General features: G+C 39.3%; 16 protein-coding genes and 1 pseudogene. 10 read left to right on the plus strand and 7 right to left on the minus strand.

What is annotated here, in order from left to right; genetic code table 11:
• Positions 1–900: 900 nt before the first annotated feature.
• The 4 genes from CWC04_RS17235 to CWC04_RS17250 all read right to left on the minus strand — a co-directional run bounded on the left by CWC04_RS17235 (position 901) and on the right by CWC04_RS17250 (position 5,087).
• On the minus strand, positions 901–2,502 hold the full coding sequence (locus CWC04_RS17235) for an ABC-F family ATPase (protein ID WP_128581571.1): 1,602 nt from the start codon (positions 2,500–2,502) through the stop codon (positions 901–903).
• 186 nt (positions 2,503–2,688) lie between these two features.
• Positions 2,689–3,423 carry a substrate-binding periplasmic protein gene (locus tag CWC04_RS17240; RefSeq protein WP_138685996.1) on the minus strand — a complete coding sequence of 245 codons (735 nt, stop codon included), beginning with the start codon at positions 3,421–3,423 and terminating at the stop codon, positions 2,689–2,691.
• Between the two features lie 177 nt (positions 3,424–3,600).
• Complete coding sequence (locus tag CWC04_RS17245; RefSeq protein WP_138685997.1) at positions 3,601–4,353, minus strand: substrate-binding periplasmic protein; 753 nt, start codon at positions 4,351–4,353, stop codon at positions 3,601–3,603.
• On the minus strand, positions 4,350–5,087 hold the full coding sequence (locus CWC04_RS17250) for a substrate-binding periplasmic protein (protein WP_138685998.1): 738 nt from the start codon (positions 5,085–5,087) through the stop codon (positions 4,350–4,352). The genes CWC04_RS17245 and CWC04_RS17250 overlap by 4 nt, the downstream gene beginning before the upstream one ends.
• Positions 5,088–5,371: 284 nt before the next feature.
• Between CWC04_RS17250 and CWC04_RS17255 the strand changes: the two genes are divergently transcribed.
• The 6 genes from CWC04_RS17255 (at position 5,372) to CWC04_RS17280 (ending at position 13,391) form a co-directional block, all read left to right on the plus strand.
• Positions 5,372–5,971 (plus strand): class I SAM-dependent methyltransferase, encoded by a 600-nt coding sequence (locus tag CWC04_RS17255; RefSeq protein ID WP_138685999.1) that lies wholly within the window; start codon positions 5,372–5,374, stop codon positions 5,969–5,971.
• Positions 5,968–7,503: a S24 family peptidase gene (locus CWC04_RS17260; protein WP_138686000.1), complete on the plus strand. Its 1,536-nt coding sequence runs from the start codon at positions 5,968–5,970 to the stop codon at positions 7,501–7,503. The genes CWC04_RS17255 and CWC04_RS17260 overlap by 4 nt, the downstream gene beginning before the upstream one ends.
• Before the next feature lie 611 nt (positions 7,504–8,114).
• On the plus strand, positions 8,115–10,118 hold the full coding sequence (locus tag CWC04_RS17265) for a DUF262 domain-containing protein (RefSeq protein ID WP_212747131.1): 2,004 nt from the start codon (positions 8,115–8,117) through the stop codon (positions 10,116–10,118).
• A complete protein-coding gene (locus CWC04_RS17270; RefSeq protein ID WP_138686001.1) occupies positions 10,118–11,269 on the plus strand; it encodes a DUF3696 domain-containing protein in 1,152 nt (383 codons plus the stop codon). Before CWC04_RS17265 ends, CWC04_RS17270 begins: the two co-directional genes overlap by 1 nt.
• A gap of 3 nt (positions 11,270–11,272) precedes the next feature.
• Complete coding sequence (locus tag CWC04_RS17275) at positions 11,273–12,178, plus strand: hypothetical protein (protein ID WP_138686002.1); 906 nt, start codon at positions 11,273–11,275, stop codon at positions 12,176–12,178.
• Positions 12,179–12,353: 175 nt separating this feature from the next.
• Positions 12,354–13,391 (plus strand): DNA cytosine methyltransferase, encoded by a 1,038-nt coding sequence (locus CWC04_RS17280; RefSeq protein WP_138686003.1) that lies wholly within the window; start codon positions 12,354–12,356, stop codon positions 13,389–13,391.
• Here the strand turns inward: CWC04_RS17280 and CWC04_RS17285 are convergent.
• The gene (locus CWC04_RS17285; protein WP_138686004.1) at positions 13,374–14,669 is read right to left on the minus strand and encodes an MspI family type II restriction endonuclease; all 1,296 of its coding nucleotides are present in this window, start codon (positions 14,667–14,669) and stop codon (positions 13,374–13,376) included. The genes CWC04_RS17280 and CWC04_RS17285 overlap by 18 nt on opposite strands.
• Positions 14,670–14,844: 175 nt before the next feature.
• Between CWC04_RS17285 and CWC04_RS17290 the strand changes: the two genes are divergently transcribed.
• The 4 genes and pseudogenes from CWC04_RS17290 (at position 14,845) to CWC04_RS17310 (ending at position 19,942) form a co-directional block, all read left to right on the plus strand.
• Complete coding sequence (locus tag CWC04_RS17290; RefSeq protein WP_138686005.1) at positions 14,845–15,720, plus strand: nuclease-related domain-containing protein; 876 nt, start codon at positions 14,845–14,847, stop codon at positions 15,718–15,720.
• Between the two features lie 346 nt (positions 15,721–16,066).
• The gene (locus tag CWC04_RS17295) at positions 16,067–16,366 is read left to right on the plus strand and encodes a helix-turn-helix domain-containing protein (RefSeq protein WP_004589614.1); all 300 of its coding nucleotides are present in this window, start codon (positions 16,067–16,069) and stop codon (positions 16,364–16,366) included.
• Positions 16,356–17,559: pseudogene (locus CWC04_RS20035) on the plus strand (type II toxin-antitoxin system HipA family toxin). Before CWC04_RS17295 ends, CWC04_RS20035 begins: the two are co-directional and overlap by 11 nt.
• Before the next feature lie 1,819 nt (positions 17,560–19,378).
• On the plus strand, positions 19,379–19,942 hold the full coding sequence (locus CWC04_RS17310) for a hypothetical protein (protein WP_064385816.1): 564 nt from the start codon (positions 19,379–19,381) through the stop codon (positions 19,940–19,942).
• Positions 19,943–20,288: 346 nt separating this feature from the next.
• On the opposite strand, the gene CWC04_RS17315 is transcribed toward CWC04_RS17310, so the two are convergent.
• Positions 20,289–21,968, minus strand: coding sequence for a cell surface protein (locus CWC04_RS17315; protein WP_138686006.1), 1,680 nt, complete (start codon positions 21,966–21,968; stop codon positions 20,289–20,291).
• 180 nt (positions 21,969–22,148) lie between these two features.
• Entirely contained in the window at positions 22,149–23,615 is a 1,467-nt protein-coding gene (dgt, locus tag CWC04_RS17320) for a dGTPase (protein WP_004589609.1), read from the minus strand.
• Between the last annotated feature and the right edge of the window lie 60 nt (positions 23,616–23,675).

Consider the following 23,675-nt stretch of genomic DNA (forward strand, 5'->3'; position numbering starts at 1 on the left):
AAATTGTAAATTAAATACCACCACCGAGGACACAAATACGCTTTGCGCTACACAGAGAAAGCACGGGGATCGGTTAATCGCTTCTTCTGCTCTTCTTCTTCACTTCTCGGTGGTGACATAATCACTTTTAAACAAAAGCAATGTGCGCCTAAAAACTATGAACTAACCTCGTAGCAGGAGCTTACCTCGCGTTTGGTATTAAATTTTTTCGCGGCATAAAGCCGCTGCTACTCATTAATTCAACCACAGACGGGGATTGGTTAATCACTTCTTCTGTTCTTCTCGGTGGTTAATTTGGCTTGTAAGCGCGAAGCTTGTTCATACGAAAGGCAAAGCATCTCATTATTCAAACGATGTATTGCACAAAGAGAAAAAAATGAGGAGAAAATGAGGAGTGAAAGTTGTAGGCGCGAAGCTTGCTCGCGCAAGTTACTTCTCTAAAGCGAAGCGCCTCTACACCTCTTTGTGATTGTATTGGTTTAATATTTACGAGCTATCGCTCGTTATGCCAGCAAGCTGAGGGTCTACAAGGTAAGGTATAGCTCTGGTGTTAATGTTAACATTGTGGGCACCAAGCTTGTTCAGGGTTGACGTACAGCTTTTCATTAATTGTAAATTAAATACCACCACCGAGGACATAAATGCGCTTCGCGCTACACAGAGTAAACACGGTGATTGGTGAGCAATTTCTCCTGCTCTTCTCCTTCACTTCTCTGTGGTGACATAATCACTTTTAAACAAAAACAATGCGCGCTCACCTATTCAAACACCCACAAAAAAAGGCGCTAAACAGCACCTTTTTAAAATGGTTTAGGCTCTATTTTTAGTTTTTGAAACCTAAAAGCTTTAACCTAAAAACTTAAACCTAAAACAGACGCGATATAAAATCGCTGCTACAACTTAAGCGATTTTTTTCTCTTCTATGCTTGCTAGGTATTCGTCAAACGTACCTTGAAAATCAATGACCTGCTTGTCTTTAATATCAATAATACGTGTTGCTAAAGACGATACAAACTCGCGGTCGTGGCTTACAAAAATAAGCGTACCCGCAAAGTCTTTAAGTGCATTGTTTAGCGCTTCAATGGCTTCCATATCCATGTGGTTGGTTGGCTCGTCCATTACAAGTACGTTTACGTCTTGCATCATTAGCTTACCAAACAACAAACGGTTTTTTTCACCACCTGAACAGTTACGTGCTTTTTTGTTGGAATCGTCGGCAGTAAACAACAAACGCCCTAACATGCCGCGAACCATTAAATCGTTATGCTTGGCTGTACGCCATTGCGACATCCAATCAAATAACGTTAAATCGTTATCAAAATCTTTTGTGCTGTCTTGCGGGCAGTAGCCAAAGCTAGCGTTTTCTGACCATTTAATTTCGCCTTCATTACTTTTAAGCTCGTTTACTAAACAGCGTAAAAAGGTGGTTTTACCCACACCGTTTTCGCCAATAACCGCAAGCTTTGCGCCCGCTTCTAGTAAAAAGTCGCCGCCGCTAAATAATGTTTCGCCATCAAAACCGTGGCCAAGTTTATTAACTTCAAGCGCTTGGCGGTACATTTTTTTGCCTTCGTCAAAACTTAACGATGGGCTCATACGGCTTGACGCTTTAACTTCATCAAGCTTAATTTTATCCATTTTTTTAGCACGCGAGCTGGCTTGCTTAGCCTTAGACGCGTTAGCACCAAAACGGTTAACAAAGTCTTGAAGCTCGTCAATCTCAGCGCTTTTTTTAGCGTTTTCGGCTAATAATTGCTCGCGCTGTAAGCCTGCCGCTTCTAAAAACTTTTCGTAGTTACCAGGGTAAATACGCAGCTCACCGTAATCAATGTCGGCCATATGTGTACATACCGAGTTTAAAAAGTGGCGGTCATGGGAAATAATAATCATGGTACATTTACGTTTATTAAGCTCATTAGCAAGCCACGTAATGGTATGAATATCCAAGTTATTGGTTGGCTCATCGAGTAACAGTATGTCAGGGTTTGCAAACAGCGCCTGCGCTAAAAGCACACGTAATTTCCAACCTGGGGCAACGTTTGCCATTAACCCATAATGAAACTCTTTATCTATACCCGCTTCTAATAATATTTCTTCAGCGCGGCTTTCGGCTGTATAACCGTCCATTTCGGCAAAAACGCTTTCAAGGTCGGCCACTTTCATGCCGTCTTCTTCGCTCATTTCTGGTAATGAGTAAATACGGTCGCGCTCTTGCTTTACTTTCCAAAGCTCTACGTCGCCCATAATTACGGCATCTACAACACTGTATTGTTCAAACGCAAACTGGTCTTGGCTTAGGTTACCTACTTTAAGCCCTGGCGTAATCGACACATTACCCGCACTTGGCACAAGCGCACCGCTTAAAATTTTCATGAAGGTCGACTTACCACAGCCGTTAGCGCCAATTAAACCGTAACGGTTACCGTTACCAAATTTAGCTGAAATGTTTTCAAACAACGGCTCTGCGCCAAACTGCATCGTAATATTTGCGGTGGAGATCAAAAAGTTAGTCCTAGAATGAGTACTGACAGGGGCCAACTGCAGCAAAACGCCACAAACAAGACCAAGCAATAGGGTAAATTAGCTGGCGAATTATACAGATCCCCCCATGGTAATGAAAGGTAAAAGATACATACCTAAAATGGCAGCACGCTGGGCTATGAATCTATATAAGTGTAAAGCCGCAGGTTAATAGGGTTTGTAAATGCGCTTTATGGCCGCTTTATTATTTTTAATAAGGCGATTAATTACAGCGACTTCGTCAAGCGTGACCGACTGTTTACTCATCATAAAATGTACGCCATTAACATTAATAGCTGGCGCCGTTTTTACCGGCAAAATGGTGTTGTAGCGCTTAGCAAAATATTTTGCGACAACAGAGTCGTCAATCACGTAATCAACTCGTTTTTTGTTTAGCATACCAAAGCGCGTATTTGCATCTGCGGTCAGTACTATTTGGTTGGGGTAGTGTTTTCTTATTTTTTCAAACTCAGCGCCAAAAAAGCTGCCTCTGTTAACGCCAACAATAAAGCCACGTTCAAAAAGCGCCGCCAAATTAATTACATCTTTAGCGTTTTCATGCTTATAAAGCAGCATAACTTCATCGCGATAAACATCAGTAAAATAAGAGTACTCGGCGCGCTCTTTTGTATAACTTGCCGCAAAGGTAATATCAATATGGCCTGTTTTTAGCTCTTGCTGAACCCGCGATAAGCTCGGAAAATAAACCCACTCAATACAAAAAGGCGAATCGTTAAAAACAGCGTTAACCGTATCTACCTCTGCGCCTACAAAGGCGTTGCCTTGTTTAATCAAATAGGGCGCCCAGTTGGTTTCGTTGGTGCCCATTTTTAATGTTTTAGTGCATGCCAGTACATTAAATTGCGCCACCAAAAATATAAACGCTAACAGTAACATCTTCATAAAACGTCCTTTTATACCAATCCGCATAATTAAGTGATCTATTTTGAGGATGGATAAACGTGTTGATAGCAAGGCAAAAAATTCGCTATTCAGTTGTTCTAAATGAGAATTTTTTAACGCAGATAGCGACACATTTAGCCCCTGAAAATGATTAAGTATTAATGTGGGTTGGTATTATTACTTAAATAACGCCTTAATCGCCGCTTTATTTTTTACAATATGCGCATTAATAGTGTTAACTTCTTCTAAAGAAATCGTTTTTTTGCTCATCATAAAATGCACATTATTTACGTTAATAGGCGCTACTTGCTCAACGGGTAAAATAGCCGTGTATTTATTAGCAAAATGGTGCGCCACTAACGAATCGTCTACTACAAAATCTACCCGCTTTTTATTTAATAAAGCAAAGCGTTTATCGGCATCGCTGGTAAGTACTATTTGCTTGCTATATTTATCGCTTAACGTTTTAAACGTGTGCCCTAAAAAGCTGCCGCGATTAACGCCGGCTGTTAAGCCTTTTTTAAATAACTGCTCTAACGAACTAATACTTGCCGAGCCAGCATGTTTATACAACAACATTATCTCTTCGCGATAAGGCAAACTAAAGTGGGCGTAAGCTTGGCGCTCACGGGTTTTACTTGCTGCAAACATTAAATCTACACGGCCGTGTTTTAGCTCTTCTAATGCGCGTAAGGAGTTAGGTAATAACGTAAAATTTATACAAAAAGGGGAGTCTTTAAAAATGGTTTTAATTATATCTATTTCAATACCCGTTAACGTATTGTTTTTTAGTACCACATATGGCGGCCAGTAGCGCTCGTTAGTGCCTACATTAATGGTTTTATCGCATGCTTGGGCTTTAGCGCTAAATAACCCCAAACACGTTACCCACACCAATAAAAACACACGCGTACAGCTCAAAACATTCATTCAAACAGCGCCTTAAGTGCTGCTTTATTTTTAGTTATATGTGCGTTAATAATTTTAACCTCATCAGGCGTTACTGTTCTTTTGCTCAGCATTAGGTGTATTTGGTCTTTATTAATAGCGGGTACGGTAGGCGCCTTCATTAAGCTGTTACCACGCTTACTTAAATAATTGCCTACTAGCTCGTCTTCTATTGCGTAATCTATACGCTGTTTATTAAGCATTTCAAAGCGCTTACTGGTTGCGCTGGTGTATTCTATTTGTTTTTTATGGCTTTTTTTATACTGCTCAAACTCTTCGCCATAATAACTACCAAAGTTAGCGCCTATGGTTAAACCTTGGTTAAAAATATCAGCTAAGTTTTTAACCTTGTGTTGATTGTTTTTGTTTTCGTATAAACGCATTACCTCGGTGCGGTAGGCCTTTGTAAAATGAGCATATTTAGCGCGCTCACTGGTGTAACTTGCCGCCCAGCCTATGTCTATTCGGCCATGGCGCAGCTCGGTAAAAGCCCGTTTAGAATTAGGCAGCATTTTTATTTCAAAACAAAAAGGCGAGTCTTTAAAAATAACAGTTAACGCATCCACCTCTTTACCCTGTAACTGGCCGCTAATGCCCATTACATAAGGCGGCCAAAAAGCATCATGCGCGCCAACGCTAAGCGTTCTTTCGCAGGCAAACACACCCCAAGAGGTACTAAACAACACACACAATAGTAAGGTTATTAATTTATTCATTAAGTCTCTGAGGTAAGCTTTTTTGTACGTTATTAAAACAGTATAACCTAGCAAAATAATATAATGGTGAAGGAATCATTAAAGTTGTAAAAAAATGTATCTAAAAAGGAGAGGGTTAAGGTTTTAAGGAGATAATTATTGCTAAATTCAATACAAACAGCGTATTAAGCTAAAAAAACCTACTTATAAGTTCTTTAATTTATCGGCTTGTTCCTGTAGATTAAACAAACATGAATGCAGCATTAACGTTGCAAACTCGCAAAAGCCAAGGAGCGGTATAAGCAGTGCCCAATACCACACTAAATTATTATAACCAAAATGCACAAACCTTTAGCTACTCAACACTTAATGTTGATATGTCGGCGCTTTACCGTGAGTTTTTACCTTATGTTGCCCAAAATGGTCATGTGCTCGATGCAGGTTGTGGCTCAGCTCGCGATGCCGCCTATTTTAAAAGCCAAGGGTTTAGTGTGTCGGCTTTTGATGCAAGCCCTGCACTTGCAGAGCTTGCAAGCAGTTACTTACAACAACCAGTAGAGGTTAAAACCTTTCAAGAGCTTGAGTGTGTTAATAAATACGACGGTATTTGGTGCTGCGCCAGTTTGTTACATGTGCCAAAGGCCGCGCTTCCTCAAGTATTTTTAAAGCTACAAAATGCGCTTAAACCCAATGGCGTTTTATATGTATCGTTTAAATATGGCACGCAAGAGCGTGTACATAATGGCCGTGAATTTACCGATTTAACCGAGCAGTTATTGAGTAATTTATTAAATCAACACACGCAATTAAGCATAGTTAAGCACTGGCAAAGTGTTGATCAGCGCCCAGGGCGCGAAAGCGAAGTATGGCTAAATGCCATAATAAAGGCTGCTCCCATTTTATGATTAGCGCAATGCAGCAACAGCTCGACTTTATAGCGTACATACAACGCATGCTGGTTGAGGGCGATTTTAGCGCTACCTACAAGTTTGCACTTTTACACGCTATTGCCGATGTATGCGTAGAGCAACCGCTGTTATCTGAGCAAAGTGAATTAGTAATAGAGCTACCAACCCTTGCCGATAAACTCATTACCTTATACTGGCATCATGCAATGCCGTTTTCGTCAGAGCACACCGGCGAAAGCGCCTTACTTAAGCAAAATACAGGCGCGCAATCAAAAGTAATTAGCGTATTGTTTGAATGCCAGCAAAACAATATACGTAACTTTCGCCAGCTTAAGCAAAGCCCGTTTTATAAGCCCACGTTTAATGCTGCTATGGCAACACTAAAATCAGGGCCGCTTTGGCGCTTACAAATTCTCGCCAAACAAGAAGAATGCTTTTTATACCCACATACAAACAGCACTCAATTTATTACGTTAAATGCAGGTATAGCTAGCTGCTTTAGGCGCTTTTATGACCTAGTTGTATACTTGGCTAAAAATGCATGGCTTCAAAAAATTCAAAGTATAAAGCACAACCAAGCCCTTATTGGCCCGCAAAGTCAGCTGCAAGAGTTTTTATTTGGGGTAGACCGTAATGCACTTACCAAGGCAAAGCCTGTTTTAGTAGAGCTGCAATCAAACACCTGTTTTTATTGCCAAAAGCCAATGAAAAACGATGTTGAGGTTGATCACTTTATACCGTTTGCCCGCTATGCAAACGATCTTGGCCATAATTTTGTGGCCGCGCACCGCAAATGTAATAACAACAAACGCGACTTTTTAGCCGCACAGCAGCACCGTGAACGCTGGCAAAACCAAAATTTGGTCGTTAATAGCCAAACTATTAGTAATGAGCTAAGTGCCTATTTTCATTGCGATGCCGATAAATCTCTCGCTGTAAGCAATTGGGCTTACCAAGTAGCGCAAGCAAACAGCGCTAAATTATGGATTGCCAATAAAGACTATTTCGAACAAGCAAAACCAACTGCAGAATTGTTTACGTTTCCAAATGCACCACAGCCTGAGCTAAATCAAGTTGCTGAACCTGCCATTAGTTTAAAATCAGTTGATGAAGCATTAAAGCTACCGTACTTCCCTAATATTAAAGTTGCCTGTGGGCATTTTAAAACTGGCGATAGCAGCGATGTTGAATATTTAGACGCGCCACTTGGCGCGGGCAAGCTTGACCCAAACGTACACTTTTTAGCACGTGCTTCGGGTAACTCTATGAATGGCGGTAAACACCCAATACTTGATGGCGACTTATTGTTACTTGAGCTTATAACTTCCGATAGAGCCGGATCACTTCGCGGCCAAATAGTCGCGATAGAGCGAGACGATATAAGCGGAGACGGGCAGTATTTACTGCGCAAAGTTAATAAATTACCAAACGGGCAATATGAGCTAATCGCTCAAAACCCTGATTACGAGGTAATGATTGCAGATGAAAGTATGCGAACGTTCGCACGCTTTAAACAAGTGGTTTTGTAGTCGCGATTTTATATCGCGTTTTAACGTGTAGATACAAGACGCGCAGCTTGCTGGCGTTAAAAGCGAAGCTTTCAAAATAGGTTTTTTACGTGAGAGCTTTAGGGATTTAATAACCTCTATTCGAGGTTTATGCCAGATTGCTGGCGGCAACCAAAGGGTGAATACCGCCGTCCACCCTTTGGAATCCCACGGCGCGCCCGAGGATCACACTGTGTCCTCAAGTTAAAAATTGATGTGAACGTAAGCGCCGTGTATTTGCCATCCATGGCGAAGTCACGGCTTAACTTGCATCCATGCAAGTAATTACTCATCAATTTATAACTTTCGGGTGTGATCACGGGGGGTAGGAGTGTGTTGGTAGATTGGTGTTTATGAATGAGGGCGGGAATTTACCTCGCGTTTTAACTTGTAGACGCGTAGCTTGCTGGCGTGGAAAGTGAAGCTTTTTAGGAGTGAAATTTTAAGTGATTTATGCGGCAAGTGCTGAACTGTACAATTAAAGGATTAAATTATAGGTAAATAGATCTAGTTAGCTAATTCACTAAATAAGGGTATAGCTCTCAAATGTTATTTTGAATTTTGGTTTTATCTTTAGATGGGTTCCAATGTCCATGTTTCCATATAGCATATATAAATCATGCTGTGCTAAACTTATTGATACCAAAAGTAATTATAAAGGCCAAGGGATGTTCTTTAAAGATATCTTAAGCGATATGGAAAAATTAATTGATAAAGAGCTTTGTTCAATTAATCCAAAAACTCCTTCTATATATTTAACATCTATAGACAAAAATCTTGGTAAATATTTTGTTTCAAATAGCCCAAATTCTAAAGGAACAGCTCGTTCCTTTAGAGAGTTAGAAGACATATGGAGTGAGCTTACAATTAAGGGATTTAGTAATGTTGATCAAGCCCTATATGGCGGCGGCAGTAGTCGTAATCAACCTGAAACTATTTTCGCGCATTTACCATACATCCAACACTTTAAATATAAAAATAGGAAGCACCTTTTACTTCGCAATGAGCCAGTTAGCGAAATAGGTAACCTGTCAGAACTTCCTACCTCAGAACTTAGAATAATTAGAAAAAAAATAGATAACTATACTAGTCTTTCAAATCAAAAAATTTCTGATTCCCAAATTAGTATATTCAATACGCTAAAGAGCTCTTTTGACGCAATTGTTAAAAAATACCCCGGAGATGTTCAAATAGAAGTTGTTGCAAGCTCACTCAACAAGCTTATGGAGCTTAATCAAGAAGTCATCAACTCTATTGTTACACTTGATGGTAGTATAGCTCAACGTGCAGGCAATGATGAAGACGAAGTTGAAAATCAAACTGGTAAATCAATTGGTGATTTACTTGATGATGAGACTATAACGGGTATTGAAAATTCAAGTGATTCAAGCGATTCAAGTGAAGATGGTAACAGATCAGTTAGTACAGGTAGAACGAAGATAAGGCAACTTACGCCTGTAGTTTCACTTATTTATGATCGATTAAGTTTTGGAGAAATTGAATTACAGCCAGACTTTCAAAGAAAAGATAGAGTGTGGCCTAGATTGAGAAAATCAAAGTTAATTGAATCTATTCTGATGGGTTTGCCATTGCCTGTTTTTTATTTTGCAGAAAAACCTGATGGTGATTGGATTATCGTAGATGGCCTTCAAAGAATCACTACTATTTATGATTACATGCGCGGTGAGTTTCCACTCGAAGGGTTAGAAGTTCTAAATGAATTTAATGAGAAAGTGTTTAGTGAATTGGAAAGAGCCCAGCAGAGGAAAATTAGAGAATACCCTTTAACAGCCCACTTAATTGATATGGCATCAGATAAAGACAACATTATTGTTGAGCTTTTTCATAGGATTAATACATATGGTGTTAAACTTAGTGACCAGGAGATTCGCTCTGCGTTAAACCAAGGAAGTAGCGTCAAATTTTTACGTTTCTTAGCTGCAAGTCCTGAATTTAGATTAGCTACTCAGGACAAAGTCAAATCAGACAGGCAAAAAGATATGGAGTTATGTTTATCTGCGATTTCTTTTATGTTGCAAGGTTATAAGAAATTTCAAAACCAATATAACAGCTTCTTATCTAAATCTATGGACTTGATGAACACATACAAATTAAGCCTAGAAAACTCAGAAGCAATTGATAATGGTGAAGCTATTATTAAGCCAGATAGTCGAGCCTACCTTGAAATAGCAAAAAAGTTCTTAACTGGCCTAGAAATAGCTAGAGCGGTTTTTGGTGAGTATGCCTTCAAGAAAACTCCCGAAAAAGCCCGTAAGATACCGATTAGCAAACCACTATTTGAATTAATTATCACTTATTTCTCCCAGCTAGATCTTCATCAAAAAGCTCAAGTTATTCAATCAGGTGGAGATTTAATAGATATACTTTATGAAGCAATCGCAAATGACTCAACAGACTTTGCTGAATGGGAGTCAGACATCTATAAAAAAGAAGGTCGTGGTTTTCTTTATTCTATTAGCACTTCTACTGGGAAAAGTGTCACTGTTAGATATCGGTTTGCTGCATTTAGAGAAATGTTGAAGCAAAGTACAGGATTGGATATTGAGTTAATGCCACTTTATAAGGAAATAAACTAATGATTAACACAATAAAGCTCCATAATTTCAAGTGTTATCAATCAAGAACTTTTACTCTTACTCCACTAACAGTCTTTTGTGGCTCAAACTCAGTGGGGAAAAGTACTGCGATTCAAGCATTGTCAATACCTCTACAATCACGGTTCTCTAAAGAGGTTACGCTAAATGGTAGTTTAACTGAAGTTGGTTTTATTAAAGATATACAAAATAAATTCGCTGAAGATGAAAAATTATCTATCGAATTAGTTATTGATGGAGTTCTAAAATGTTGGGGATATGAAGATCGAGGTACTCAAGAAAATTTGGCTAATGATCGTTTACGAAGAATGTCAGATAGTTGTACAGACTCTTCAGAATCATACAATGAATTATTGGAAAACTTTCAGTATTTACAAGCTGAACGTTTTGGTCCTAAAAGTAATTTTGATATCACTGAGTCTAATCGCTTTCACAAGGATTGGTTGGGTGCAAAAGGAGAATTTACAGCTGAGTTCTTATCCCAAACACTCAGCTCAAGGCGTCTATTTGTAGGTTCTGTAACCAGTTCTCAAGATTGTATATCAGATCCTCGGATACATCATGATGAGCCCAAGTTAGCTTTGCATAATCAAATCGATGCATGGATGAGTGAGATAAGTCCCGGCATTTCTGTAACTTCAAGGTTATTTGAAGAAGCTTCAACAGTGGTTAATGTTTTTGGTCAAAATGGACACGATTCACTTAAACCACAAAATGTTGGCTTTGGTATAAGCTATGCGTTATCAATTGTTACTGCATTGCTTTACACAAAGAAAGGAGGCGTTGTGATAATAGAAAACCCTGAGGCTCATTTACACCCCAAAGGTCAAAGTTATTTAGGGCGATTAATTGCACTAACAGCAAGGGCTGGTGTGCAAGTTATAATCGAAACACATAGTGATCACCTTTTAAATGGAATTAGAGTAATCACCAAAACAGATACAGAGTTCGACCCTTCGATCTTCTCTCTATATTATATTTCACAAGGTAAACTTGAAAGTAAAGTAGAACTCATTTTAATCAGTAAGGATGGGAAGCTATCTGCCTGGCCTGAAGGCTTTTTCGATCAGCAAGCACAAGATTTATTTACTATTATGACTGGTAAAAGTGAATTACCAAATAAAGGAAGTTGATTCATGAAAGCGGGCGTTTGTTTTACACCAGAAAGCTTTGACTTTAATTTACCAGAAAATGATGTAGTTTATTCCCTTAAAGTTGTATCGAGTTTGATAAACAAGATGGACAAAGGTTTTGTAACTTTTTTTAAGTCTAACGACTTCGATGAGCGTGCAGCCATAGATATTTATAAACAAGTAGACTCTATTGATGCTGGAGCTATTATGAGTTTAATCTATGATCAGCAAATGAGTAAAGCCAGTACGATTTCTAAAAACGAGACTGCGGTAAAGGCTATCGTGGACTCTGAACCTCCATACTATAATGGTTTTTGGCTTTCTTTATATTCTTCTAATATAGACTCAGTGTTGACCAATAAACCAGAACGTACCATAACGACCGAGAAGTGTTTAGTTCATTATTCCTCAGAAGTACTAGTAAAAAATACGCGAAGTCATAAGGACTACGCTAAAGCATTTGTGCAAGTATATAGAAACTTGTTATTTTTAGACAATCCAGGTCATGCTGCTCATAAAACGTTCGATAGTATTAGAAAAATCGAAGGAGGTTATGAGTCATTTATAAAGGGAATAACAGACTGCCTTAATTATATGAACACATATAAAGTCATTCCGTATAATTCTCATTCTAATATACACACCCTTAATGCAGCTTTGCCTTTTTCAGTAACACCAGAAGGGAGTGGTAAAAATAAGAGAAAGCTAAAAGCTCTTAAGAGAGATTTTTATATTAATAATGTTGAATATAAAAACGTAAATTGTGAGTATCATTATAAGCTTGAAAGAGTCGACAACTCTAACGGGAATGGTACTTATTTTTTTAATCGTATTTACTTCGGCTTTTTTAACCGTTTAAACGAAGAGAGCCCTCAAATAGCAATCGCACATATAGGTGATCACTTATAAGTGCGAGTTATGCGTTTCCTGGCTTTTTTAATAACTGCGGCAAATAAATTTCTGTATGGATAAACAGTATTTTTTGTTATTCATTGAGGCTCTTAACGGTAACGTGTATGATTCGGTCTAAATATTTTAGAAGTATCGCCTCCTAATTAACGTTATCTAGTATTGAGATTTTTACATGCAGCAAATTTATACCGATTACAAACCTAAAGACCTTAAGGTCAATCATCTTGAGCTTGCTGTAAAAACACATGTTATAGAACGTGAAAAAAATAAGAATAGCCGATTTAAGTTCATTGATCTGTTTGCTGGAATAGGTGGTATTCGTAAATCTTTAGAGGAAATTGGAGGTGGGTGTGTCTTCTCTTCAGAGATTGACCCTCATGCTCAATATACTTATTACACAAATTATGGCGTAGTGCCTTTTGGTGACATTACAAAAATAGATGTTGAGGATATACCTGACCATGACATTATTTGTGGTGGATTTCCATGTCAGCCATTTAGCTCAATCGGAAAGAGGCAAGGGTTTGAACATCCAACACAAGGGACAATGTTTCACGAAGTTGTAAAAGTTGTAGATGCAAAAAAGCCAAGAGTTGTTTTCCTTGAAAATGTTGCAGGCCTTGTTAACCATGATGAAGGCAATACTTTAAAAGTGATTTTACAAGAGCTTAGTAAGAGAGGTTATGATTGCCATCATACACTCTTGAACGCAAAGGACTTTGGTATACCGCAAAATAGAAAACGTTTCTATCTAGTAGCTTTTCTAGATAAAGTTGATTTTAGTTTTCCTATTCCTCCAATGATCTCTTCTGATATAGGCGATTTTATTGAGGAAGATGTAAGTGGGTATACTATTTCAGAGCATCTTCAAAAATCTTACTTATTTAAAAAAGATGATGGTCGCCCAACAATAGTCGATAAGAACTCAAAGGGGCATATTAAAACATTAGTCTCTTCTTATCATAAGATCCAAAGATTGACAGGAACTTTTGTTAGAGGCGGTGAAACAGGTATTCGCTTATTAAGTGCTAACGAGTGCAAAGCTGTGATGGGGTTTCCCAAAGATTTTGTTTTTCCTGTGTCAAGAACACAAATGTATCGACAAATGGGTAACTCTGTAGTGATTAAAGTTGTTACAGAAATCGCAAAAAGCATTGAGAAATCCCTTTCTCAATTAGAGGAAAAAGAAAGATTAAATCAAAATGGGTAATTTTAATTGTATTCTTTTTCCTCGGTTCTTTGATGGGTAAGTCCAACTAAGCGGTAGCCCATATTTTAAGTTAGTTATATTAGTATTTAACTCAGCAATATATGATTCAAATGTTACCATTTTTATAGTGCCATTTTTATTTATAAGTAAATATTGTGAAATTTGAAGTTTTGGCTCGATTAGATTTTCCGAATCATGGGCACCTGTTAATACCCACTCCATTAGTTTTTGTTTATAAGGAGTAAGTATTTCCTCGAACTCCCTTACGCTGTCATTTTCGTTTAGGTTTTTAATGAAGTCCTTATCGGAGCCACTTTTTTGAAATAAGTTTAGGTAGTAAGCTAGTCTTATATTTTGAGGGTCCAACACTCTAATAAAGTCAGTAGCTTTGTAGTCATGACAAGACACCCTGCTCTGCGTAGTATTTTTAATTGAAATAGTAGCTTCGAAAGCCCCTTTTTGTGTAGTCAATTTTACTACAAGATCAGTTTTAGCATTCCCACCATTTTTTAATTTGGTAATAGTGTTTGAAACCTTTATCTTGATAATTTCATTAGGTGAAATATGGCTATCAGCTAATAAGGTTTTTATCACTAAGTTGAAAATTTTATCTGGGGTGCTGTTGAATAACTTAAAACTCTCTAGAAGCTGAGTATCATTTAGCTTATGTACTATCTCTTTTTCAAATGCATTACCTTTCAGCCCATAATAGCTCCCTAGTTTAGCAGGATTATAATTGGCTATGTTTTCAGCTACTTGATTTTTTTGTAATTCAGTTTCTTTTTGCTCTTTTTCTTTCTCCTCTTCAGTTGCTGTTTTATGATTTTCTAAAAACTCTATGAACTCACTTAAAAGGAGTGTGTGGGTGGCAGGAGTATAAGCTTTTTTATTTTCTAGCAAGCCTTTAAAGGCATTGAATGTTTTGTTCTTTGCTTGATCATCTGGATAAAGCATTATTGAGGCAATTATTTTTTCAGCTATAGCCGAATGTTGTTTTATACCTTCTAGATCATATGCTTGTATTTTGAATCGATCATTTCTAAATGATGTACTGCTATTAATTACGATATATTGATCATCTAATGTTTCAATTAGAAAATTCGCAAGGTATTGTTTTTGATATTGGTAATTTGAATGTGGGAAATTAACACTTTTCTTAAATCGCTTTATTATTCCTTCACATTTTAATTCTCCGAATTTTAATGCTAATTGGTCGGATAGGTCTTGACCTGCTTCTTGCTTTAACCTGTTAGCTTCACTTATTATTTCATTTATCATTTTAGTCCTTAAAAATCAGTATAATAAAATTATTTAGACTAAATGATTTGATTACTTTTAAAAAGAAAAAGTTTCGATTTCAGAAACTTTAATATTGGACTTAAAATAGACATAACTAGTGTGACATGTATCCGTTTAAGGTATAACGTAAACATTGTGATTATAGGAACTCCCCATGGATGATTTATTAAACCAAGGTTTAAGCCTTTTAGTTATTGTAGGTAGTGTTTATTCCTTATTAGGCGTTTTGTTTCTCAAAATATGGCTTCATCAAAAAAATGCAAAACTACCTGTAGATCGTAAAAAGCTTAAACGTGTTGCTGCACAAACACTTAGTGAGCAAGTAAATGACAAGATTGTTGATGTAATAGGGCTTATCTTTTTATCTGCTTTAATCGTTATGATGCCTTTTGCCATTAAAGGGATTGCTGAAGTATTTGCCAGCGGCGAGCTAAATTACTTTTTGGTTATTTTAATTGCATTGGGTTTAGTTTATGTAGCAAGAAAGCTTTGGGTTAAATCAAACCTTTTGATAAAGCTTAAACTTGGACGAGATGCGGAGCTTGCCGTTGCCTCGGAGCTTATAGAGTTACAGTCACATGGGTACCAAGTGTTTCATGATATACAAGCAGATGGGTTTAATATTGATCACCTAGTGGTAGGGCCAAATGGTATTTTTGCTATTGAAACAAAGGGCAGGCATAAACGAATAAAAGACGATACAAATTACAAAGTTAAATTTGAGAATAATCATTTAGCATTTCCCTCTTGGTTTGAAAGTAAGCCGCTAGAACAAGCCCAAAAGCAGGCTAATTGGGTGAACAAATGGCTACAAGAGGCAACGGGTTTTAACACTCAAGTTTTCCCTGTTTTGTGCTTTCCTGGTTGGTTTGTCGAATTAAAACAGCGCCCACTCTTTCCAATTGTTTCGCATAAACAAATAGTGAAAACGATTCTTTCGATGCGACAAGTAAATTTAAACCAAGAGCAGCAACGTGCGATTTGTTATCAAGTAGTTCAGCGTTCACTGCATGAAAGTAAAGCAATTTAAAAGCCTAGCTTTTTTAGCGTCAGCAAGCTTAACGCCTACGGTGGGAATAGGTTAAAGGCGCTAGGGGTTAGTCTGAATTTATAGCCCGTTGCTCGCGGCTCGTTACCCATAGTTTACTGTCTTCTCATTTACCCTCATTCACTTCTCTTTGTGCATATATGGTTTTAAGTGATTTATTCACAAAGAGGTTATGAAGCGCTGCGCTGAAGAGGGAACGCAAAAGGGACTAGGCGCTTTAAGTTCGCTCCTCGAAGCTCATTACGTCTCTATTTAAATAATATTGCAATCATATTAAATACCGCTAAACTAATCATTAGTTTATTAATGACCGATTAGGAAGTCATTTATGAGATCAGAACAAGCATTAAAGCTGGCGCGTCGCTTGGGTGATTTAATTCGTCAGCATCGAACTTTACTTTATACCCAGAGCACGTTCGCTAAGATGATTGGTGTATCTCGCTCCACGGTACAAAAGCTTGAACAAGGAGAGGTAGTAAAAAGCGATATATTGTTTGAAGCCCTTGTTGTTCTTCAATTGCAAGGCTCATTGCTGGATGAAATTAACGAGCTAGCCGCAGATGTGGGCGGTTATAATGCAAGACAGCGTAAAAGCAATAAAACTCAGGTGATTAACGATGACTTCTGAAGCTTATGTATTTATTGACGGTTTAGAAGACAGCCCCATAATTTGTGGTTTTTTTAAGTTAAATACACAAACTGGCCGAGGTGAGTTTAATTATGGTAAAAGTTACCTTGCGCGCTCTGATGCGTTTGCGCTCGATCCGCTGCATTTACCATTACAGCCTGGCATAGTTAGCTATTCTGTCAATAAAGGTGTGTTTGGGGTGTTAAGTGATGCGGGAGCTGATTCGTGGGGGCGTAAGCTTATACTGTGTTACATAATACCGAGCCAAAGAATGAGCTAGAATTTTTACTCGCGGGGTCTGGGTATGGTGTTGGCGCCTTGGTATTTAGTTTGTCGCGCAGCGCATCAAAACATAAAGCGAATAAAAATACATTAGCCGATTTAGCCTTGTTAGATCAAGCAAAGGACGATTTGCTCGCCAATAAAGCGATTTCACAGGAAGCAAAAAAGCCTTTGAATTTGGCCAAAGCATGGGGGGAGCAAGACCTAAAACCTCTGTGAAAATTGATGATAAGCTTTATTTGGCAAAATTTAATCGTCAAGACGATTTGTTTAATTTAGCTAGGGCTGAGCATGGCGCTATGCGTATGGCTAATGAATTGGGGATTCGCACTGCAAATACCCGTATTCATGAAACAGAAAATGGCGATGTTCTGTTAGTTGAGCGTTTTGATGTAAGCGATGACTTACCAACTCATCACTTTTTAAGCGCCAATAGCTTATTACAAAAACCAAAAGTCGCGATAAGCGACTTAGCAACATACTATAGCTACGGTGAACTGGCAGAATTTATTCGCCACCACACAGGTGAGTTCGCTGATGATGCTACAGAGCTCTACAAGCGAATGGTATTTAACGTGTTTATTGGTAATACCGATGATCACAGCCGAAATCATGCATTTTTGTATCACTTTACTGGGCAAACGTGGCGTATGAGCCCCGCTTATGATATCACTCCTATTAATAACTCAAAGCAGCACGGCATAGGGCTTGGTGATGATGGCCGATATGCTAGTATCGATAATTTATTGTCGCAAGCCAAACGCTTTGGCCTCAACAATGCTCAAGCAACAAAAATAATTGCAGAGGTTGAAAGCTATACTCGCCAGTGGCCAACGCACTTTAAACGTTTTGCTAATATCAGTGATATTGACATAAAGCGCTTAGAAAGCGTGATCCCTCATATAAGTTAAAGATTATTTAAGCATTCATTAGATAGTTAATGACTGATTAAGTGGTCATTTGCTGGTTGGCGCTTTTATGAACCATAAAAAAGAAATGAGAAGGCAGCGGGCTTTTGCTAAAACCTAGCTCGTAGCTCTAAACCAGCGCCAGACTAGTCGGCCTGGGCTTTATTTGTGGGCTGATAAACGCCATTATCTAACGCATAAAAGTAAGCTTGATAGCGGCCGGTTTGCTTAAACTTAAGTAATTGCTGATTAAAATTTTAAGCCGCTGTTTACTGTGTTCGTTATTTTTGGGTAGCATCATAAAGCTTTGAGATGATGATTAATCGAGCTAGATAAGTTAGGTAACTTACTGGCCAAGGTAAAACGTAAAGTTAACTTTAATATACATAATGGTAATACCAACAACAAACTTAAAGGCTAATGCCAAGACAATTCCCCCGTCATTTTGCCCGAAAGGACTTAATTGATGAGTAATTGATTGCATGGCGGAATTTTGTTCCCGACAAATTCCAAGTACCTAAATCCCTTTAGGCAATGCAATTAAAGCTGTGGCCTCGCCATGGACGGCGAATACACGGCGGTTACGTTCATATCTATTTCGGCTTTGAGGAAAATGCAAAATGCTCGGGGCGCTTCAAGGGGCGTACGGCGGTATTCGCCCCTTGGTTGCCATCGCCAACGCGACATAGGGAACTAAAAATTCAGAGCGCGAGCAAGCTTCGCGCCTACATCGAGTGCTAACAGCAAAGCTTGGTGTAACCTTGTAGACGCGCATTGCTTTCGTTTAAAAGCAGGGCTTTTACGGTGTTAATTTTTTAAGTAATGAGAAGCTGCGTTTCTAACGTGAGCAAGCTCAACGTCTTGTATCTACAAGCGCGATATAAAATCGCGCCTACGCACCACACATCCACGTCAGCTTAAAATTTAACTTTGTAGGCGCGCATTGGTTCTGTTCAAAAGTGATTATGTCACCAGTGATAAGTGACCAATTAACCCCCGTATTTTCTCTGTGTAGCGCTAAGCGCCTCTGTGCCCTCGGTGGTGAAAAACAAGTTAAGCCAATTATTCACAAAGAGGTTAAGAGACGCTGCGCTTTTAGAGCTAGAGCATAAGTGATTTAATAAATGATCACATAAGTAAGAATTCGCTCTACAAAACAGTATTTTAATTTAGTGGTAGACGCGCATTGGTTCTGTTCAAAAGTGATTATGTCACCACCGAGAAGAGCAGGAGAAGTGACTTACTTATTCCTGTGTTTTCTCCGTGTAGGCGAAGCGCCTCTGTGCCCTTTGTGGTGCAATTAACTAGTAGCAGCGGCTTTATATGCCGTGAAAAATTTCTTACCAAACGCGAGGTACGCTCATGTCATTTTGTGCGAGCAAGTTTCGCGCCTACATGTTAGTGCTTTTCTTTATGTAATCTTTGCCTCTTTTAGAAAATTTAAGCTGTTGTGTGTGGTTTTGATTATGCGGTTATTTACTTTGGGTAATTTTATTTAAGTTTTAGTAACAATAAACGCAAACTTTTTGCTTGGGGTGTGGTCATAAAAAGAGTTGCTTTTTACAGTTTGTTACAAATAAATAACGTGCTGCTTGGTTGTAAAATGAGCGTGTAGCTATTGCCAGCATTATAGTGTGGCGCGCTGAGCTTACCAGTGGTTCATTAAATATTAACATTGATAAAATTGTTCTTTTAATTTGCACTGTCTAGTATTAAAGATTGACAGTACACACCCAAACAAAACATAATATTAACATTGGCTGCACTTAAAAAGCATTTCACTTAATTGTATTGCGTAAATCGGTTGAAGGAGGGAAGTATTATGAACAAATTACTCATTGCATGCGCTATCACTGCTGCAACTTTGTACGTGTTTAAAAACGATTTGACCGCCTTGGCTCAAAATAATCTACCCAACTCAATAACTAACACCACGGCTGTGCAGCCTGCTCAACCTCTGGTGGTAGATATACAAGCAATGCAAAGTAGCCACGATGTAACTAATAAAGAAGGTACTGCACTTACCGAGCAAATAGTGATTACTCCCCAAGAGGTGGGTGAATACTCTGAGCTAGAAAGCGCTGCTCAAATTCAAAGTACGCTTGATTTAGCACAGTCAGAGCAAGTGTTTTTAGATAAAGTGCAAAGCAGCTTTGCTGAAAAGTCGCTATTTTTATACAGCTTTGAGTGTAAGCAAAACGATTGTAATGCAGGCATTGTGGCAACCGACGGGCAACCTAAACACGAGGATATAGCTGGCGTGTTAGCGCATTTATCGGCGTCTGAAGAGTTTGCTAATCACTCTGTGCAATTAGCGGGTGTGGCGGTTAATAACGATGGTATTTTACAATACGATTTAAATATTAAAAACATGCCCCCCGAATAATACTAAGCGCAATTATAGTTAATTATTTTGAACCGCCAAACTTGGCGCTAGCTGTGTTACAAATACAAAGATGCTAAAAGTACAGCAATGTACAACTAGTTAGTTATAACAACTAAACAACGCATTTTTGTAGCAATAAAACGTTTTCTCAGTTTTAAATCCATACTTAAAATAGCTCGCTTAATTAAGCGCATTAATACAACTCTATACTTTTAAACGACAAAGCGGCCTTGTGGCCGCTTTTTTGTGCTGGAAATTGAGTAATGGCAGTTTTATCTTTAAATAGCGTATTTGCTGCGTTAAAAATTGTTTGTTTAGAGCAATAATATCAAGCTTATTTGCTCGGCTATTCTTTTGTTTGCATGTTTTTAGCGCGTTCTTCTGCCTCTATTAAGGCTTGTGATTTAGGCGCTTTCTTTTTTTCCTCAATCACGGGCTTTTTATCTGAGTTTGGGTCCCAGCTTTCATCTAGCGAAAGGTTTGCAAATGGGTTGCTAGAATCACTTTGCTTGGGCGTATTTTCAGGCTCTGGTTGCGCTGGCTTTTCTTGAGCTGGTTGTGGTTCGTGAGCTGTTGATATTGGCGTATCTAACGTGGGTTCGTTATTTGGTTTTGCTGAAACTGTAGCTTGTGCAGGTTCTTTACTTGGTTTTAAAGGCGCATCTGGATTGTAGGTGCGAATTTCGGGCTCTTTAAAGTCGTGTTCGCTATTTAACGTGGTTTGTTCAAGCTCGCTGTTTTTATCGGCTGTATGCAGCTGCGCGCTGTTATTAGGCTCAGTGATAGGGTTACTAGGCGCAGCCGGTTCGTTTATAAGAGTAGACTCTTGTGGTTTTACTTCCTCAACGGGCTCTGCTTTTGGCTGTTCTACTGCGGCGGCTTTGTGTTTACGCGTGCGCTTAACCGAAGGAGCGTCTGGGTTAAACTCTCTTACCTCGGGCTCTGCAAAGCCTTTTGCATTTTGAATACGCGCTAATGTATTTTTTGCGGCAGCTTCAAACTCTGCGGTGTTTGGCTCTGGCGCTACTTTTTTAGGTGCCGGTGCATCTTCTTCTGGTTTAGCTTGTTCTGGCTCAACCTCTGTGGCTTGCGTATCGGCAGGCAGTGGCTCGTTAATTGTCTCGTTTATTGGTGCATTAGAGCTTGCAGGCTCTGGCTCGCTCGAGGCCGAAATTGGGGGCACAACTGGTTTTGAAAGTTCATCACTTGGGGCTGGAGCCGTTTTGGGTGGTGCTGCTTGCGCTGCGCTTTTGTTGTTTTTAGTCATCGCTTTAGTTGGGGCTGTAGCCGTTGGAGCAACAGGCGGCTCGGGCTTATTTTGTTTAGCGCGGCGTAAACGTATAACCACCATGGCGCCAATTAATACCACAATAAGCAGTAGCAAACTTGGTAACAATAATGAACTTGGTGGCTCTGTAACTGGCGCAGGTATAAGGACAGGTGCGGGTGTGGGCGTTGTATTAACCGTTGGCTGCTCTTTTTTAGGCTCTATTGTAGGCGCTGCTTTTGGGGCGGTTTCAGTGGCCACCGGCTGCGCTTGGCTAGTTGTAGGTGTTAACTCGCTGCTATTAGGCGCAAGTTCACCCTTAGGCGTGCTTGGCGCATCCTTTACTGTATTAATTGGCGCAGACTCTGGCTCGTTAATTTCTGAGTTTTGCTGGCTTATTTGGTTTGTAGGCTGAGAGCTTGTAGTTGCTTTACTTGCGCTTTGTTTTATAGCTTGTTCGGCCGCAGTTATTTGCTCAAGCAGTTGTTGTTCTTGCTCGGGGGTAAGGGCAAGTGGTTGTGGCTCTTGTTCAACTACTGGCGGCTCTACAGGTTTTGGTTTTGTTTGTACTTGCTTGGGTTTATTACAGTTTCTTTTAAAATCGCGTGCGGCGCTGCGGTATTTGGCACTGGCTTTATTATTACTGTACTGCTGCATTTCTTGCTTAATTAAAATACACATGGCTTCGTTATAGGCAGCACTTTGGCTGCTGTAAAATAAAGCAAAGCAAAAAATAAGTTGAGAGAGTCTAATAATCATAAAACACAGCGCTTAAGTATCAATAGTCTGATTTTAAGCGCAAAATTAAAATATATCTAGGCACTAAGGGCGTGTTGACCTTTGTGGATTGAAAATTTGTTCAATCTAAGGGGGTTAAATCGCGGCGTGAGGTTTGTAACCTAGTGAAATAAGCAAAAACCACCCAACAACACGCCCTCGTTAATCAATCACCATTAGGCTGCGGTACTCGTCGTAGGCAAATTGGTCGGTCATGCCACTTATGTAATCTTGAATTAGCCTACAGCGGTAGTAAAACTCGTAAGCGGCAAAGTGATCGGGCTCTTCTTGCATGGCATCTATGGCGTGCTGATAACTATTTAAGTGCTTTTTAGAGAGCTTTTTAACCAAACGCGATTCGATTAATAATCGTGAGTCGCCATTTAATGCGCGTTTAAAATCGTCGCTGTTAAGTTGTAGCAGTGGTTTATAACAATCGAGCAGGCCGTTAATTATGCGATAGCCTTGTAGTTCGAGTTTTTCTACCTCTTTGTGAGAAAACACATGCTTAAGCGCCACTTGTTTAAGGGTTTTAGTAACGGCATGTAAGTGGCTGTTATCTTCTAATAGTGCTTGGTTAAAGTCGCCGTGGTAAATAGTCTCAATGTGCTCTATAAAACGCTTGGCGGCGTGGTTTACAAGCGGGTGAAGCAAGGCCACGCGTAGGTAAATAAAAAATTCGCTATTAAAGTTGTAAGGTTGCGCGTTGGCGCGCTCTAGTGCGTAATCTACCGCTTTATCTACAAAATTTAGGTGTTCGGTGTCGTCAATGGTTAGGTTTATAAGGGCTTTTTTATATTCACTTTTTAGCTGCTGACAAAGTAGCTCGGTGGTTATTATGTCTTTTTCTACGGCGTCTTCTATGTCGGCTAAGCAATAGGATATATCGTCGGCGGCTTCCATAATATAACTTGCCGGATGGCGGCAGTATGGCTCTATAACCAGCTCGTTTTGCAATGCCTCTACAAAGGTTTTTTCGCTGTAGTAGTAACCTACTTTTTTCATTAAGTAGTTTTTATTTTGCGGTATGTCTTTTGGGTTTAACCCCGCGGGGCGGGTGTACTTTAAAATGCCCGCGCTTTGGCAATAAGTTAAGTTTAATCCCAGTAGCGAATGTATTATGCGTATGCCTTGGGCGTTGCCTTCAAAATTACAAATATCGTGCGCTAGGTGCTTAAAAATAACCCCTATACCGGTATTTTGCTCTTGGCAGCGCGCTGGGGTAACACTTGCTAAATTATTATTAAACCAGTGGTTTATGGCAGCTTCGCCAAAATGACCAAAGGGTGGGTTGCCTATATCGTGCATTAGGCAGGCCATTTCTACTAGGCTTTCGAGCGGGCGTTCTAGCCCTTTTAAGCCAAACTCGGTTTGTTGCTCAAAGCTTAAATTTGCAAAAATACGCTGTACTATAAAACGGCCAACCTGCTGTACTTCTAGTGAGTGAGTTAAGCGCGAGCGCACCGCTGCGTTTCGCTCTAGCGGAAAAACCTGGGTTTTTTGCTGCAACCTACGAATAGCTGCACTGTTAATTATACGACCGCGATCGCTTTCCATCGCCATTTGTAAATTTGCAGTCGTGCGATACATGCGCGCTGGGGTTATTTTTTTACTAAAGTCGATAGTCATCGGAGTCCTTGCTTAGTGGTGACGACTGGCAAAGTAAATGCGCGTTGTCATTCGTTTTAA

It is taken from the genome of Pseudoalteromonas sp. S2893 (genome assembly GCF_005887105.1).
Taxonomy (GTDB): domain Bacteria; phylum Pseudomonadota; class Gammaproteobacteria; order Enterobacterales; family Alteromonadaceae; genus Pseudoalteromonas; species Pseudoalteromonas atlantica.